General features: G+C 54.1%; 14 protein-coding genes and 1 other annotated feature. Of the genes, 4 read left to right on the top strand and 10 right to left on the bottom strand.

Going from position 1 to position 15,032, the window contains the following annotated elements:
• Positions 1–172 precede the first annotated feature (172 nt).
• The gene (locus AC1MKH_RS00070; protein WP_276222845.1) at positions 173–922 is read left to right on the top strand and encodes a GntR family transcriptional regulator; all 750 of its coding nucleotides are present in this window, start codon (positions 173–175) and stop codon (positions 920–922) included.
• Here the strand turns inward: AC1MKH_RS00070 and AC1MKH_RS00065 are convergent.
• The 3 genes from AC1MKH_RS00065 to ibpA all read right to left on the bottom strand — a co-directional run bounded on the left by AC1MKH_RS00065 (position 890) and on the right by ibpA (position 3,727).
• Positions 890–2,551: a putative transporter gene (locus tag AC1MKH_RS00065; protein WP_276222843.1), complete on the bottom strand. Its 1,662-nt coding sequence runs from the start codon at positions 2,549–2,551 to the stop codon at positions 890–892. The genes AC1MKH_RS00070 and AC1MKH_RS00065 overlap by 33 nt on opposite strands.
• 222 nt (positions 2,552–2,773) lie before the next feature.
• Positions 2,774–3,202 (bottom strand): small heat shock chaperone IbpB, encoded by a 429-nt coding sequence (gene ibpB / locus AC1MKH_RS00060; protein ID WP_276222841.1) that lies wholly within the window; start codon positions 3,200–3,202, stop codon positions 2,774–2,776.
• A gap of 111 nt (positions 3,203–3,313) precedes the next feature.
• Entirely contained in the window at positions 3,314–3,727 is a 414-nt protein-coding gene (gene ibpA, locus AC1MKH_RS00055) for a small heat shock chaperone IbpA (RefSeq protein WP_015343937.1), read from the bottom strand.
• Positions 3,721–3,795 (bottom strand) — a sequence feature (ROSE (Repression Of Heat Shock gene Expression) occurs in the 5'-region of heat shock genes and acts as an RNA thermometer to modulate expression.). Its footprint overlaps the gene before it by 7 nt.
• Positions 3,796–4,039: 244 nt before the next feature.
• Here ibpA and AC1MKH_RS00050 point away from each other — a divergent pair.
• Positions 4,040–4,372, top strand: a complete 333-nt coding sequence (locus AC1MKH_RS00050) for a YceK/YidQ family lipoprotein (protein WP_015343936.1) — start codon at positions 4,040–4,042, stop codon at positions 4,370–4,372.
• A gap of 1 nt (position 4,373) precedes the next feature.
• On the opposite strand, the gene AC1MKH_RS00045 is transcribed toward AC1MKH_RS00050, so the two are convergent.
• Positions 4,374–5,600 (bottom strand): YidR family protein, encoded by a 1,227-nt coding sequence (locus AC1MKH_RS00045; RefSeq protein WP_276222835.1) that lies wholly within the window; start codon positions 5,598–5,600, stop codon positions 4,374–4,376.
• A 100-nt stretch (positions 5,601–5,700) separates the two neighbouring features.
• Here AC1MKH_RS00045 and AC1MKH_RS00040 point away from each other — a divergent pair, with 100 nt between their 5' ends.
• Positions 5,701–6,762 carry an FAD-binding protein gene (locus AC1MKH_RS00040; RefSeq protein ID WP_276222833.1) on the top strand — a complete coding sequence of 354 codons (1,062 nt, stop codon included), beginning with the start codon at positions 5,701–5,703 and terminating at the stop codon, positions 6,760–6,762.
• Here the strand turns inward: AC1MKH_RS00040 and yidA are convergent.
• Complete coding sequence (yidA, locus tag AC1MKH_RS00035) at positions 6,759–7,571, bottom strand: sugar-phosphatase (protein ID WP_015343933.1); 813 nt, start codon at positions 7,569–7,571, stop codon at positions 6,759–6,761. The genes AC1MKH_RS00040 and yidA overlap by 4 nt on opposite strands.
• A 121-nt stretch (positions 7,572–7,692) precedes the next feature.
• Positions 7,693–8,094, bottom strand: coding sequence for a YidB family protein (locus AC1MKH_RS00030; RefSeq protein ID WP_276222831.1), 402 nt, complete (start codon positions 8,092–8,094; stop codon positions 7,693–7,695).
• 154 nt (positions 8,095–8,248) lie between these two features.
• On the opposite strand from AC1MKH_RS00030, the gene AC1MKH_RS00025 reads away from it, so the two are divergent.
• The gene (locus AC1MKH_RS00025) at positions 8,249–8,872 is read left to right on the top strand and encodes a YidX family protein (protein ID WP_276222829.1); all 624 of its coding nucleotides are present in this window, start codon (positions 8,249–8,251) and stop codon (positions 8,870–8,872) included.
• A 141-nt stretch (positions 8,873–9,013) separates the two neighbouring features.
• Here AC1MKH_RS00025 and gyrB read toward each other — a convergent pair whose 3' ends face one another.
• The 4 genes from gyrB to dnaA are packed head-to-tail and all read right to left on the bottom strand — an operon-like array spanning position 9,014 to position 15,032.
• Entirely contained in the window at positions 9,014–11,428 is a 2,415-nt protein-coding gene (gene gyrB / locus AC1MKH_RS00020) for a DNA topoisomerase (ATP-hydrolyzing) subunit B (RefSeq protein WP_276222827.1), read from the bottom strand.
• Between the two features lie 28 nt (positions 11,429–11,456).
• Positions 11,457–12,530 carry a DNA replication/repair protein RecF gene (gene recF, locus AC1MKH_RS00015; protein ID WP_276222825.1) on the bottom strand — a complete coding sequence of 358 codons (1,074 nt, stop codon included), beginning with the start codon at positions 12,528–12,530 and terminating at the stop codon, positions 11,457–11,459.
• Positions 12,530–13,630 (bottom strand): DNA polymerase III subunit beta, encoded by a 1,101-nt coding sequence (gene dnaN, locus AC1MKH_RS00010; RefSeq protein WP_108476261.1) that lies wholly within the window; start codon positions 13,628–13,630, stop codon positions 12,530–12,532. Before dnaN ends, recF begins: the two co-directional genes overlap by 1 nt.
• Before the next feature lie 4 nt (positions 13,631–13,634).
• Positions 13,635–15,032, bottom strand: a complete 1,398-nt coding sequence (gene dnaA, locus AC1MKH_RS00005; RefSeq protein ID WP_041686133.1) for a chromosomal replication initiator protein DnaA — start codon at positions 15,030–15,032, stop codon at positions 13,635–13,637.

Raw genomic sequence — 15,032 nt, 5'->3', positions numbered from 1 at the left:
CATGGTTTTAATTGCGCTGATGTTGTCTACTTTTTCGTAGAAAAATAGACAACATGAATTTGCACGCAAAGATTCACCGAGAGAACACGGTTTATCTTAATGATATGTATGAATTAATAATTAGAAACAGAGGTTCGATTCTTACCGCTTACCCTAAAACAGAGGTCTACTGGTGATCTACAAATCTATCGCTGACAAACTGCGTTTACGGCTCAACTCCTCCGATTACAGTGTGGGAAGCCCGCTTCCGGCCGAGAAAATTCTCGCCCAGGAATTTGGCGTTGCACGCATGACCATTCGCAAAGCGGTGGATATGCTGATTGCATGGGGGCTGGTCGTCCGTCGCCACGGCAGCGGGACCTACGTGGCGCGCAAAGATGTTCATCATGAGACCACCAACCTCACCGGGCTAGCGGAGGTGCTGCGCCAGCAGGGGAAAGAGGTGGTGAGCAAGGTCCTGGTGTTTGAAGTGATGCCTGCGCCGCCTGCCATCGCCAGCCAGCTGCGCATCCAGATCAATGAGCGGATCTACTTTTCACGCCGCGTGCGGTATGTAGACGGGAAACCGTTAATGCTGGAAGACAGCTACATGCCGGTGAAACTGTTTCGTACGCTCTCGCTGGGGCATCTGGAGGGGTCAAAGTTTGATTACATCGAGAAGGAGTGCGGAATAACCATCAGCGGTAACTATGAAAGCCTGACGCCCGTACTGGCGGACAGGCAGCTGGCGCAGTCGATGAATGTGCCGGAACAGACGCCGCTGCTGCGTATTACCTCTCTTTCCTACAGCGACAGCGGCGAGTTCCTTAATTATTCGGTGATGTTCCGTAATGCCAGTGAATATCAGGTGGACTACCATTTACGGCGCGTCCACACCGATAATAGCCCGTTAACCCATTCCCCAGAACAGCACCGCCAGTAGCTGCGGGGTAATGATGCGCAGGAACATCACCAGCGGATACACGGTGGCATAAGAGAGCGCAGCCGCGCCGCTGGTCGCGTGCAGGTTGTTGGCGAAGGCCAGTGCGGGCGGGTCCGTCATTGAGCCTGCCAGCATGCCGCACAGCGTCAGGTAATTCATGCGCGCAAAAATACGCGCCAGAATACCCACGGTAATGAGCGGTATCGCGGTAATGAAGATGCCATAGCCAATCCAGCTCAGACCGTCGCCGTGCACCAGGGTATCGACAAATTCGCCGCCCGATTTCAGGCCAACCACCGATAAAAACAGCACAATACCCAGCTCACGCAGCGCCAGGTTGGCGCTCGGCGGCATAAACCAGTACAGCTTCCCAATGCTACCGATACGTCCGAGGATCAGCGCCATAATCAGCGGCCCACCGGCGAGGCCCAGTTTTAACGCCACCGGGAAGCCGGGAATAAACAACGGCACAGAACCCAACAGTACGCCAAGGCCGATACCGATAAAGACCGGAAGCATTTGCACCTGTTGCAGTTTTTGCTGCGCGTTGCCCAGTTCAGCCGCCACGGCATCGATTGCCGCCGGGCGCCCCACCAGATTGAGGATGTCACCAAATTGCAGCGTCGCATGGCTGCTGGCAACCAGTTCCACGCCCGCACGGTTCAGGCGCGAGATAACCACGTCATAGCGCTGTTTGTAGTGCAAATCGCGGATTCGCTTGCCGAGCACCTTCTCGTTGGTGACCACGATGCGCTCTACTTTCATGTCCGTACCGCGCGTGGAGAGCGACGTTTCAACCTCTTTACCGATCACCAGTTGGGCATCGTGCAGATCGGCTCGTCGGCCCACCAGATGCAGCAAATCACCCTGCTCAATGAGCGTAGCGGGCGATGGCACCATCAAGATGTCACCGCGTTTCAGCCGCGAGCAGATAATTTTGTCGCTGTTCAGAATGGGGACATCCTGAATCGCCATGCTGTGCAGGTTTGGGTTTTCGACGCAAATGTTGATGGTTTGCAGATTTTCGTGATTGTTACCCACTTGTTTATCAAAACGTCGGGCTTCTTTCTCGACATTAATGCGGAAGAACAGGCGCAGCAGCCACATGGTGAGGAGAATACCGCAGATGCCGAAAGGATAAGCCATCGCGTAGCTCATGCCCATTTGATCGACCACATCAAACGGTACGCCAAGATCGCGCAGAATTTGCTGACCCGCGCCCAGCGCTGGCGTGTTGGTGACCGCGCCGGAGAATATCCCCAGCACCACCGGCAGCGGAATAGCGAAGATTTTATGCAGCAGCGTCGTGACCACGCCGCCCAGCAGCACAATCAATATGGCGAAGAGATTAAGCCTAAGCCCGGAGACGCGTAATGAGGCAAAGAATCCTGGCCCCACCTGAATCCCGATGGTGTAGACGAAGAGGATCAGGCCGAATTCCTGAATAAAGTGCAGCATCGGGCCGCTAAGCTCGACGCCTGCCATTTCGACAAAGTGTCCTACGATTATCCCGCCAAACAGCACGCCACCAATACCGAGGCCAATCCCGCGGATCTTGACGTTGCCTATCCAGAGGCCGACGACGGCAACCAGAGCAAGCACACTGACGGTCATTGCTATATCACTCATACAATTTTCCCTGTGAATAACATTACCTGTAGTGGGGATTCTCGCAGAAATGCCGAGGGTTGTATGGGGATTTGCGCACAATTACTTTGGATTTTTAGCAGGCACAAAAAAGCCCCGTCTTAAGACGAGGCTTTAGATTGCTGACAAAGTGCGCGTTGTTGTTGCCGGATGCGGCGTGAACGCCTTATCCGGCCTACAAAATCATGCAAATTCAATACATTGCTAGCTGTTCAACGCCGGGCGCTCGCTGATGGCGATACGCTGCGGGGCGATTTCTTCCGGCACGTTGCGGGTTAAATCGATATGCAACAAGCCATTCGTGAAGGTTGCGCCCGCCACTTCCATATTTTCAGCCAGCGTGAAGCTCAGGCTGAACGCCTGGGTGACCAGACCCTGATGCAACCATTTGGTCTCTTTTTCCTGCTGCTGCGGCGTGCCTTTCACGGTCAGGCGCGTGCCTTCCAGTTGAATATCCAGATCTTCCTGACGGAAACCGGCCAGCGCGAGGGTTATGCGATAGTGGTTATCGTCGCTTTTTTCAATGTTATAGGGCGGGAAGCTCTGGCTTTCACCGGCGTTTTGCAACGCGTTAGCCATTTTGTCAAAACCGATCCATTGACGCAGCAGTGGGGATAAATCGTAGTTACGCATAATACATTCTCCTTCTAAGAAGCGAGTGAAGTCCTGCGAATCATGAAGATTCGCATTAGGCTCCCTGACGGCAAGCCTGGGTAATTTGAGCCGCCGTAGCGGCTCACTGAATTAGTTGATTTCGATGCGGCGCGGTTTATTCGCTTCAGGAATCACGCGCTCCAGCTCGATATAGAGCAGACCATTCACCAGGTTTGCGCCACGCACGTGGATGTTTTCCGCTAACTGGAACTTGCGTTCAAAGTTGCGCTCGGCGATCCCCTGATAGAGATAGGTACGCTCTTTCTGCTCAGCCGCATGAGCGCCTTTCACCACCAGCATGTTGTCCTGGGCGGTGATTTCCAGCTCGCTTTCAGCAAAACCGGCAACGGCAATCGCAATGCGGTAGTGGTTTTCGTCTACCAGCTCAACGTTGTACGGAGGGTAGCCGCCGTTACTCTGGGTTTGATTGTTTTCTAACAGATTGAACAGGCGGTCAAAACCAATAGCAGAACGGTATAGCGGGGATAAATCAAAGTTACGCATAATCAATAGCTCCTGAAATCAGCGAGAATTTTTACGGCCTTCCATCATGGACAGGCGGTGATACCCGAAGCACCCATCAGGCGTGCTCCTCATTGGGCTACACTCTTAAAATGTGTTCTGAGGAACGATTTTCAAGGGCGCGGGTCTTACTTTTTTTGCACTTTCGTGCTGAAGGCATAGACTGGGGTAGAGCACTATTGGTTAAAGTGCGACAACCGCCACAGAGCGGGAAGCCAGGACTATCCATTTTCGCTACGGGTGGCTATAACCCGTACAGATGAGCCCTCCCGGCTCCGATACGATGATTAAATCATGATAAAAAATAATCTGCTTAAGCTGGCTCTGTTCAGTGGGATGATGTTAGTAGGCGGCTGCTCAAGCGTGATGTCGCATACGGGTGGCAAAGAGGGAACATATCCGGGTACGCGAGCAAGCGCGACCATGCTCGGTGATGATGACAGCAACTGGGGCACCAAATCGCTGGTGGCACTCGACATGCCATTTACTGCGGTGATGGATACCCTGCTGCTGCCGTGGGACATGTTCCGCACCGATAGCTCCGTGCGTTCACGCGTAGAGAAGAGTGAGCAGGAGACGCTGGCGACAAACTCTGTTATTCCGCCAGCGCCGATGCCTTCGCCGTAATTCAGAGGCCGGTTTCGGTTACCCACAGCTGACGGAAGCCCGCCGTCTCTTCCATCCAGGCAATGTCATTGCCATCGGGTGAGAAAACGACGGCATCCGCAGACGGCGGGTTACCGTGATCGGTTGTCAAAAAGCGCACGCTTCCGCTCATCGCGTCGGCTATCGCGATTCTATTTTCCAGCACAAAGCCCAGCGCATTCCCCGACGGATGCCAGTTAAACGCCGACTGAATATCACTTTCAACATGGGTAAGCTGGCGCGGCTCCCCGCCTTCTGGCGATATCAGCCACAGCTGAACCACACCGTTTTCATCGCGCATCAGCACCGCGATTTCCGTGCCCTGCGGGTTGCTGCGCACCCAGTGGCGCGGCGCGTTGACCAGCCCCGGATACGCCCGTTGATGCGTGAAGGTTAAGCGGCGCTGTACCACACCTGCGGGTGGCGCAGGCAGCGTGGTTTCCGTTCCGGCCAGCGGCGCATCGCCCGCCTGTTTCCAGCCCTGCGCGGTTTTAGGCAGTTCGACAATAAACAGCTCCGGCACTTTCTCGCCCTTCTCCGACAGCGTATCGCCGATAAACGCCAGCGTCTCATTCCCCACCCAGCCCTCTTCATAGGCGCGATTGATCTCGTCGCTGCCCGGCTGCGGCGCGGGCGTGGTTTTACTCACTAATACGCACCAGTGGCTACCGCTGTATTCACGCGGATGCTGAGCGGTGACCTCCACCGGGCCAAACGGGACGGCAACGCCGACGTTGCGCAGGTCATGCGCCGGGTTGTATTCGTGCATCACGTGGTCGTTATAGGTAAAGCTGACATTCTCACCGTTAGGGCTAAACACATGCACGTGGCTCCCGCCACGCAGCGCGCCAGGCGTGTAAGGCGCAGTGATATCCATCGCATCAAGGTTGCGGGTTTCACCGCACTCAGTCACCACGCCCCGGCGATGATGGAAGTCATAGTGCCAGTCAGCATCCGGTTTTTCCGGGCCGTGGATAAACACATATTTCTCTTGCAGAGGATGAACGGTCACCACGCCGACGTGCGCACCCTGGGTAGCGCGGTAAATAACGTCGAGCTCGCCGGTACGAATATTCACGCGTTCGATAGTCTCACCGGTAAATGAGGCCCCCGAAGGACGCACATCAAACACCAGCCACTGACTGTCTGGCGTCCAGGTATTGATGTTGGTGAGCTGATGATGGCGAGAAGCGAAGGTGACCTGTTTCATGGTGCAGTCCTGATGCAAGACAATTTCCGTCATCATACTTCACACAGAGTTCACTTTCAGGCATTAGCGTATCGCCATCTCAACTTTGATGAGCAAAAAGATGGAACATTTTGACGTAGCGATTATCGGCCTCGGCCCGGCTGGATCTGCGCTGGCGCGGAAACTCGCAGGGAAAATGCGCGTCATCGCGCTGGATAAAAAGTGTCAGTGCGGCACGGAAGGCTTCAGCAAACCCTGCGGTGGACTGTTAGCGCCGGATGCGCAACGGGCGTTTATTCGCGACGGAATTACCCTCCCCATTGAGGTTATCGCCAACCCACAGATATTCAGCGTCAAAACGGTCGATGTTGCCGCCGGGTTGACCCGCAATTACCAGCGAAGCTATATCAACATTAATCGCCATGCATTTGATTTATGGATGAAATCATTAATTCCCGACGTGGTGACCGTTCATCACGAGACGCTGTGCCGAAAGGTATGGCGCGAAGGTGAATTGTGGCACGTACTGTTTCAGGTTAGCGGCGAGGAACAACACATCACAGCCCGCTGGCTGGTAGGTGCCGACGGCGCGAATTCACTGGTGCGCCGTCATCTTTATCCCAAACACCAGATTCGCAAATACGTTGCGATACAGCAGTGGTTCGCCGAAGCGCATGCTGTGCCGTTTTACTCCTGCATTTTTGATAACGCGGTGACGGACTGCTATTCATGGAGCATCAGTAAAGACGGCTATTTTATCTTTGGCGGCGCGTACCCAATGAAAGACGGCCAGACACGCTTTGAGGCGCTGAAAACAAAGATGGCAGATTTTGCGTTTCATTTTGGCGAGCCGGTAAAAAGCGAGAAGTGCACCGTACTGTTTCCGTCGTGCTGGCAGGATTTTGTTTGCGGTAAAGAGAACGCGTTTCTGATTGGTGAAGCGGCAGGGTTTATCAGCGCCAGTTCGCTGGAAGGGATCAGTTATGCGCTGGATAGCGCGGAGTTGCTCAGCCAGATTCTACAGCGGCAATGTGAAGACGCTAACCGCGCTTATACGCGCGCGACGCTCAGCCTGCGCCTGAAACTGCTGGGAAAAATTATGAAAGCCAGAATACTGACACAGCCGCGCCTGCGAAAAGCCATTATGCGCAGCCGTATCAGCGATATTCGCGTGCGTAATTAATTTAGCGCAAACTTTTCAATGGCGTACGCCACGCCATCTTCAAGGTTGGATTTAGTGACGAAGTTCGCCGCCTCTTTCACCGACGGAATGGCGTTATCCATCGCCACGCCGACGCCTGCGAATTCGATCATTGCGATGTCGTTTTCCTGATCGCCAATCGCCATGATCTCTTCCGCTTTAATGCCCAGCGCATCGGCCAGTGATTTCACGCCAGTGCCTTTATTGACGCGTTTATCGAGGATTTCGAGGAAGTACGGCGCACTTTTCAGCACGGTGTACTTCTCTTTCACTTCCGCCGGAATTTTGGCAATCGCTTTATCCAGGATGGCAGGCTCATCAATCATCATCACTTTCAGGAACTGCGTCGCCGGGTCCATTTTATCGGCTTCGCAGAAGACCAGCGGGATTGTGGCAACGTAGGATTCATGCACCGTGTAATAGCTGATGTCGCGGTTGGCGGTATAAAGCGTATTGCGATCGAGGGCGTGGAAGTGCGAGCCCACTTCGCGCGCGAGCTGTTCCAGATAACGATAGTCGTCATAGCCCAGTGCGGTTTGCGCCACCGTGCTGCCATCACCCGCTTTCTGCACCAGCGCACCGTTGTAGGTGATGCAGTAATCGCCCGGCTGTTCCATGTGCAGCTCTTTCAGATAGCTATGCACTCCTGCGTATGGGCGACCCGTGGTCAGCACCACGTTAACGCCACGCGCACGCGCGTCGGCGATCGCCTTTTTGACTGCAGGAGAGATAGTATGGTCCGGCAACAGCAAGGTTCCGTCCATGTCGATTGCAATAAGTTTGATAGCCATGAATACCCCAGGTTAGATGAGTCCTTCCTCATGCTAACGCGATTCCGCTCAAAAAACAGCAGCCGTGACGGGTTAAAACGGGGATGCAACGTGCCTGGCGTGCTCCCCTTTTGTAGCGTAGTTAGCCGAAAAGTTTGCCGCTTTTCAGCAGATCCATTCCTGCGCTGAGTAAATCGTTATGCGCCTGCGGGTCAACTTCGCCCTGCGGCGAGAGCGCATCAATGACTTTCGGCAGATATTCCGCCAGCATATTCGACGCAGAACCGGTATCGATGCCCAGTTTTTGGCCGAGATCGGAGACCGCCGGCGTGCCCAATGCCGATTCAAGCTGATCGCCACTCACCGGCTGGTTGCTGTGCTGATTGCTAATCCACGTGGACAGAATGTCACCCAACCCACCGTTTTGCAGTTTTTGCAGCAATGCCTGAATGCCGCCCTGCTCGTTCACCCAGTTCAGGATAGCCTGATACTTCCCGGCGTCGCCGTTAAGAAACGAGCCGACAACTTCATCAAAAAGCCCCATCTTCCACTCCTTTTAGTGGTGAATACATGATGAGAGAAGTATAGGTCAGTGTGGGCTGAAGTCGTCTTTTTCAGTCCCACAAAACATCAAAGCTTTTGGCGTTAGCTGGCGTAAACTCCCGCCAAATCACATTTGCCAGAACAAGGAACGTTCGATGAAAAAACGACTTTTTATCTTAATCTTACCTACTGTTATATCGCTCAGTGGATGCGCGACCATGATGCTTGAGGAGCATGTTGATGATGTTCACCAGGAAGGGCAGGTTGTCACAACGGATAAAATCATCGGTATCATTAAAGATGAAAAGAGCGGTAAGTGGCTTTTCGCGGGGGAAAAATCGAACTATCCAGTCAGTAACATCCGTGGTCGACTAGCAAAAGCTATGGATAACCCCGAATTTGATAAGCGTTATATGAACTCACCGCAAAACGCGATCACGATTTTTTATAATCAGAACTACGGTGCCGACTTGTTCTATGACGTGGGCTCGTTCGATGAACAGCAATTGAAGAAGGTACAAACGTTTGCACCTGATATTCAAAAGGGACAAAACATCAGGGCCTTTGATTTAAGTTTTTACCTTTCAAGGAATGATGTTATTGCCAAAAACGCGAGTGACCGAATCGAGCGCATTGATAAGCCCTTTACCTTCGAAATCAGAGAGGAGGGTACTGCTTACAGCAAGGCGTTCTACCCACTATCCGTCGCTGTCGATATCGTCACCTCCCCGCTACAGCTACTTGCGCTGCCGTTTGTGATTTCGAACTTGCATCAGTAGACGAAAAAAAACGCCTGAATAAATTCAGGCGTTTTGTGCTGGCATTGTTTTGCCGGATGGCAGCGTAAACACCTTATCCGGCCTACAAATAATCTTTTGTAGGCCCGGTAAGCGCAGCGCCACCGGGCATTTGCCAACGGTTTAGATATCGATATTCGCCGCTTTCAGGGCGTTCTCTTCGATAAACGCGCGACGCGGTTCAACGGCATCACCCATCAGGGTGGTGAACAGCTGGTCGGCAGCAATCGCATCTTTCACGGTAACGCGCAGCATGCGGCGGCTTTCCGGGTCCATGGTGGTTTCCCACAGCTGTTCCGGGTTCATCTCGCCCAGACCTTTATAGCGCTGAATCGCCAGTCCTCGACGAGACTCTTTCACCAGCCACTCCAGCGCCTGCTCGAAGCTGGCAACCGGCTGACGGCGTTCACCACGTTCGATAAAGGCATCTTCTTCCACCAGACCGCGCAGTTTCTCGCCCAGCGTGCAGATACGGCGATATTCCGGCCCAACCACGAACTCGTGATCCAGCGGGTAATCGGTATCCACACCGTGCGTACGCACGCGAATGATCGGTTCGAAGTGGTTCTGTTCGCTGTTATGGCGAACATCAAACTTCCACAGGCTGCCGTGCTGTTCGTTTTCGTTCAGCTCGGTAACCAGCGCATTCACCCAACGGGTGACGGTCTGTTCATTCGACAGATCGTCTTCAGTCAGCGTCGGCTGATAAACCAGCTCTTTCAGCAGCGCTTTCGGGAAGCGACGCTCCATACGGCCAATCATTTTCTGCGTGGCGTTGTATTCAGAAACCAGTTTTTCCAGCGCTTCGCCCGACAGGGCTGGCGCGCCCTCGGTGGTGTGCAGCGTTGCGCCATCCAGAGCAATGGTAAGCTGGTACTGATCCATCGCTTCATCATCTTTGATGTACTGTTCCTGCTTGCCTTTCTTCACTTTGTAGAGCGGCGGCTGCGCGATGTAGACGTGGCCACGTTCAACAATTTCCGGCATCTGACGGTAGAAGAAGGTCAGCAGCAGGGTACGGATGTGCGAACCATCGACGTCCGCATCGGTCATGATGATGATGCTGTGATAGCGCAGTTTATCCGGGTTGTATTCGTCACGGCCAATACCGCAGCCCAATGCGGTAATCAGCGTGGCAACTTCCTGAGAAGAGAGCATCTTGTCGAAGCGCGCCTTCTCAACGTTGAGGATTTTACCTTTCAGCGGCAGAATCGCCTGGTTCTTACGGTTACGCCCCTGTTTTGCAGAGCCGCCCGCAGAGTCCCCTTCCACAAGGTACAGTTCGGAGTGAGCCGGGTCGCGTTCCTGGCAGTCGGCCAGTTTGCCCGGCAGGCCTGCTAAGTCGAGCGCGCCTTTACGACGGGTCATTTCACGAGCACGGCGTGCCGCTTCACGCGCACGCGCGGCGTCGATAATTTTGCCGACCACGATTTTCGCGTCAGACGGATTTTCCAGCAGGTATTCGCTCAGCAGTTCGTTCATCTGCTGTTCAACCGCCGATTTCACCTCAGAAGAAACCAGTTTATCTTTGGTCTGAGAGGAGAATTTCGGATCAGGGACTTTTACGGAGACTACCGCAATCAGGCCTTCACGCGCATCGTCACCGGTGGCGCTGACTTTAGCTTTTTTGCTGTAGCCTTCTTTGTCCATGTAGGCGTTCAGGGTACGGGTCATCGCCGCACGGAAGCCTGCCAGGTGCGTACCGCCGTCGCGCTGCGGAATGTTGTTGGTGAAGCAGTAGATGTTTTCCTGGAAGCCGTCGTTCCACTGCAGCGCAACTTCCACGCCGATACCGTCTTTTTCGGTGGAGAAATAGAAGATATTCGGGTGAATTGGCGTTTTGTTTTTGTTGAGATATTCAACAAACGCCTTGATGCCGCCTTCGTAGTGGAAGTGGTCTTCTTTGCCGTCACGCTTGTCTTTCAGGCGAATAGACACGCCGGAGTTAAGGAATGACAGTTCACGCAGGCGTTTCGCCAGGATGTCATACTCAAATTCGGTGACGTTGGTAAAGGTTTCATGGCTCGGCCAGAAACGGACCATGGTACCGGTTTTTTCGGTATCGCCGGTCACGGCCAGCGGAGCCTGCGGCACGCCGTGCGCGTAAATCTGACGGTGAACTTTGTTATCGCGCTGGATAACCAGTTCCAGTTTCTGCGACAGGGCGTTAACCACGGAAACGCCTACGCCGTGCAGGCCGCCGGAAACTTTATAGGAGTTATCATCGAATTTACCGCCTGCGTGCAGTACGGTCATGATAACTTCGGCGGCGGACACGCCCTCTTCCGGGTGAATGCCGGTTGGGATACCACGGCCATCATCCTGTACGGATACGGAGTTATCGCTATGGATGGTGACAACGATGTCTTTACAGTACCCTGCGAGCGCTTCGTCGATAGCGTTATCCACAACCTCGAATACCATGTGGTGCAGACCGGTGCCGTCATCCGTGTCGCCGATATACATACCCGGGCGCTTACGCACCGCATCCAGCCCTTTCAGGACTTTGATACTGGAGGAGTCATAAGAATTCGACATCAACGTTTCTCGCTCATTTAAACTTGGGTTAATCCGTTATTTTACCCTTTTCCACGGTAAACATCTTCGAATTTTCATCCGACATGTCCATAACGTGTTCAGCGCTGATCGCACTGACAAAAACCTGTGACTGCGTCGCTTTTAAGCGGCTGGCCAGCAGCCCGCGATGCGCGTCATCAAGTTCAGAGGCAAAATCATCTATCAGGTACAGGCAGCGCCGACCGCTTTCACGGGTCAGGAACTCGCCTTGTGCCAGGCGCAGTGCGCACATCAGCAGCTTAAGCTGCCCGCGCGACAGCGTATCTTCCACCGGCGCGCCGTCGGCGCGTATGCGAAAGTCCGCTTTATGCGGGCCGTGCGCGGTGTAGGTCAACATTCTGTCACGCTCGAAGTTCCGCTCCAGCACCTCGGCATAATCCGTCTCTTTTTCCCAGCCACGCTGGAATGAGAAGGTGAGGGAGAACTCCGGTAAAAACTGTTTGCAGGTATCCGCCATATCCTCGGCGATACCGGTGCTGTATTCGGCACGCCAGCGGCTGATTTGTTCCGCCAGGGGAATCAATTCTTTATCCCAGGGGCGCAGCTGTTCATAGCGGCTGACCTGGCGCAGTGCGGCATTGCGCTGCTTCAGCAGGCGCTTGAGGTTGCTCCAGGCGGTAAAGAACCCGGCTTCGTTGTGGAAGCATCCCCAATCAAGGAATGCTCTTCTGTATTTGGGGCCGCCGTTGAGTAAAGTAAACCCCTCGGGCGTGATGAGCTGCATCGGCATCAGCAGCGCCAGTTCGGCAACTTTGTGACCGTCGGTGCCGTCGATGCGTACTTTACTGTCGCCCAGCTTATCTTTGGTGAGGCCGATGGTGGTTTCGCGCTCTTCGCCCTGCAAACGCCCGTGCAGCACGAACGCGTCCTGTTCATGGCGAATCACGCGACCAATCTGCAAACTGCGAAACGCCCGGCCATGGCCGAGCGTATAGATGGCTTCCAGCACGCTGGTTTTGCCACTGCCGTTTGCGCCAACCAGGAAGTTAAAGCCGGGAGATAAGGCGAGATCCGCGCTTTCGATGTTGCGAAAGTCGCGGATCAACAAGCGGGTGAGCGACATTACAGTCTCATTGGCATGACAACATAGGCAGCCGACTGTGATGCGGCATCTTCAATCTGAACGCTGGAAACAGAGTCCGTCAGCAAAATACGTACGTTTTCACATTTCAGGGCATTCAGCACGTCGAGGACGTAACTGACGTTAAAGCCAATTTCCATCTCGGTACCGGAATAGTTGACGTCCAGAATCTCTTCCGCTTCTTCCTGTTCCGGGTTGTTGGCGGTGATTTTCAGCTGATTTTCGCTGACAAACAGACGCACGCCGCGGAATTTTTCGTTGGAAAGAATGGCCGCACGGGCAAATGCCTGCTTGAGAATATCGCAGCCGGCATCCAGATGTTTGTCCGGGTTCTTCGGCAATACGCGACGATAATCCGGGAAACGGCCATCAACCAGCTTAGAAGTGAAGATAAAATCGCCGACATGCGCGCGGATGTTATTACTGCCAATTTGTACGCGCAGCGGGTTATCACCGCCGTCGAGCATACGCATCAGTTCAATCACGCCTTTACGCGGCACGATCACCGAATGATTCGGCAGCGATTCGCCGACCGGCATAGAGCATACCGCCAGACGGTGGCCATCGGTCGCCACGGTACGCAGCTCTTCACCTTCGGTTTCGAACAGCATGCCGTTTAAGTAATAGCGAACATCCTGATGCGCCATCGAGAACTGGGTCGCTTCAATCAGACGTTTCATGGTCGCCTGTGGCAGAGTGAATTCCACCTCGCTCTGCCAGTCGTCCAGATTCGGGAAATCTGCGGCAGGCAGCGTGGAAAGCGAGAAGCGGCTACGGCCAGAACGGACCAGCATACGGTCGCCTTCCAGCTGCACGGCGATCTCGGCGCCTTCTGGCAGACCACGGCAGATATCGAAGAATTTACGCGCCGGGACGGTGGTTGCGCCGGGTTCGTGCGTCTGTACCAGCGCCACGCGAGCGACCATCTCCATTTCTAAATCGGTACCGGTCAATGACAGCGTACCGTCAGCGACCTGCAACAACAGGTTTCCGAGAATAGGCAGCGTCGGGCGGCCACCTAACGGGCCACTCACCTGTTGTAACGGTTTTAATAAATGTTCACGTTCTACGGTAAATTTCATAGCGTCACGACGATAATGTTCTGATTAAATTTGAAAAATCTTCTTTGATATCGTGGCTCTCTTCACGCAACTGCTCAATCTTGCGGCAGGCATGAAGCACGGTAGTATGGTCACGACCACCAAATGCGTCGCCAATTTCTGGCAGACTGTGGTTGGTCAGCTCTTTAGCCAGCGCCATCGCCATTTGACGCGGACGCGCCACCGAACGGGAACGCCGTTTGGAGAGCAAATCCGCCACCTTAATCTTGTAGTACTCGGCCACCGTCTTCTGAATATTGTCGATAGTGACCAGTTTTTCCTGTAACGCGAGCAAATCGCGCAACGCTTCGCGAACGAAGTCGATAGTGATCGCCCGGCCCGTAAAGTTGGCGTTGGCAATCACGCGATTCAATGCCCCTTCCAGCTCACGCACGTTAGAGCGTAGACGCTTGGCAATAAAGAACGCCACCTCACCCGGCAGACGAATGTCGTTCTCGTCGGCTTTTTTCATCAGAATGGCAACGCGGGTTTCCAGTTCCGGCGGCTCAATCGCCACCGTCAGGCCCCAGCCGAAGCGGGATTTCAGACGATCTTCCACGCCGTTGATCTCTTTTGGATAGCGATCCGACGTCAGGATGATCTGCTGATTACCTTCCAGCAGGGCGTTAAAGGTGTGGAAAAACTCTTCCTGGGATCGTTCTTTATTGGCAAAGAACTGGATGTCATCGATAAGCAGCGCATCGACAGAGCGATAGTAGCGTTTGAACTCTTCAATGGCGTTGTTTTGCAGGGCTTTTACCATGTCCTGCACAAAACGCTCGGAGTGCATGTACACCACTTTGGCATTCGGTTTACGCGCGATGATGCCGTTACCGACCGCATGTAATAAGTGCGTTTTACCGAGGCCCGTTCCACCGTATAAAAACAGCGGGTTATACGCGCCGCCAGGGTTGTCCGCCACCTGACGCGCCGCCGCGCGAGCCAGCTGGTTCGACTTACCTTCAACGAAGTTATCGAAGGTGTGTTTTACGTTGACGTTGGAGCGGTAAGAAGGCTCAGCCGGGGCCGGTACGTTATCCCAACCCTGACGCGGTGCGGGCACGGCACGTGGCGTATGCACCTGCGCGGCCTGTGCTGGGATCGCGACGTTTGCCGTCTCTTTGAGGGTATGGGTGACCGGTTTGGTGCCCACTTCAAAGCGCAGCTGTGGGGCGTCAGAACCGCAGAAATCATTCAGCAGCCCGTTGATATTGTTCAGGTATTTATCTCTTACCCAATCAAGCACAAAACGATTTGGCGCGTACAGGGCCAGCGTGTTATCGCTCAGTTCCGCCTGCAACGGGCGGATCCACATGCTGAATTCTGTGGCTGGTAACTCATCCTGCAATCGGGCAAGACACTGCTGCCAAAGCGAAAGTGACAC

It is taken from the genome of Pseudocitrobacter sp. CD920760, from assembly GCF_057782505.1.
Note: the sequence above shows the minus strand (reverse complement) of the source record. Positions and strands in the feature narration are given on the sequence as shown.

Bases quoted from the DNA above. Each gene is read 5' to 3' on its own strand.
- AC1MKH_RS00065 (WP_276222843.1), bottom strand. From the start codon at position 2,551: ATGAGTGATATAGCAATGACCGTCAGTGTGCTTGCTCTGGTTGCCGTC.
- ibpB (WP_276222841.1), bottom strand. From the start codon at position 3,202: ATGCGTAACTACGATTTATCCCCACTGCTGCGTCAATGGATCGGTTTT.
- ibpA (WP_015343937.1), bottom strand. From the start codon at position 3,727: ATGCGTAACTTTGATTTATCCCCGCTATACCGTTCTGCTATTGGTTTT.
- AC1MKH_RS00050 (WP_015343936.1), top strand. From the start codon at position 4,040: ATGATAAAAAATAATCTGCTTAAGCTGGCTCTGTTCAGTGGGATGATG.
- AC1MKH_RS00045 (WP_276222835.1), bottom strand. From the start codon at position 5,600: ATGAAACAGGTCACCTTCGCTTCTCGCCATCATCAGCTCACCAACATC.
- AC1MKH_RS00040 (WP_276222833.1), top strand. From the start codon at position 5,701: ATGGAACATTTTGACGTAGCGATTATCGGCCTCGGCCCGGCTGGATCT.
- yidA (WP_015343933.1), bottom strand. From the start codon at position 7,571: ATGGCTATCAAACTTATTGCAATCGACATGGACGGAACCTTGCTGTTG.
- AC1MKH_RS00030 (WP_276222831.1), bottom strand. From the start codon at position 8,094: ATGGGGCTTTTTGATGAAGTTGTCGGCTCGTTTCTTAACGGCGACGCC.
- AC1MKH_RS00025 (WP_276222829.1), top strand. From the start codon at position 8,249: ATGAAAAAACGACTTTTTATCTTAATCTTACCTACTGTTATATCGCTC.
- gyrB (WP_276222827.1), bottom strand. From the start codon at position 11,428: ATGTCGAATTCTTATGACTCCTCCAGTATCAAAGTCCTGAAAGGGCTG.
- recF (WP_276222825.1), bottom strand. From the start codon at position 12,530: ATGTCGCTCACCCGCTTGTTGATCCGCGACTTTCGCAACATCGAAAGC.
- dnaN (WP_108476261.1), bottom strand. From the start codon at position 13,630: ATGAAATTTACCGTAGAACGTGAACATTTATTAAAACCGTTACAACAG.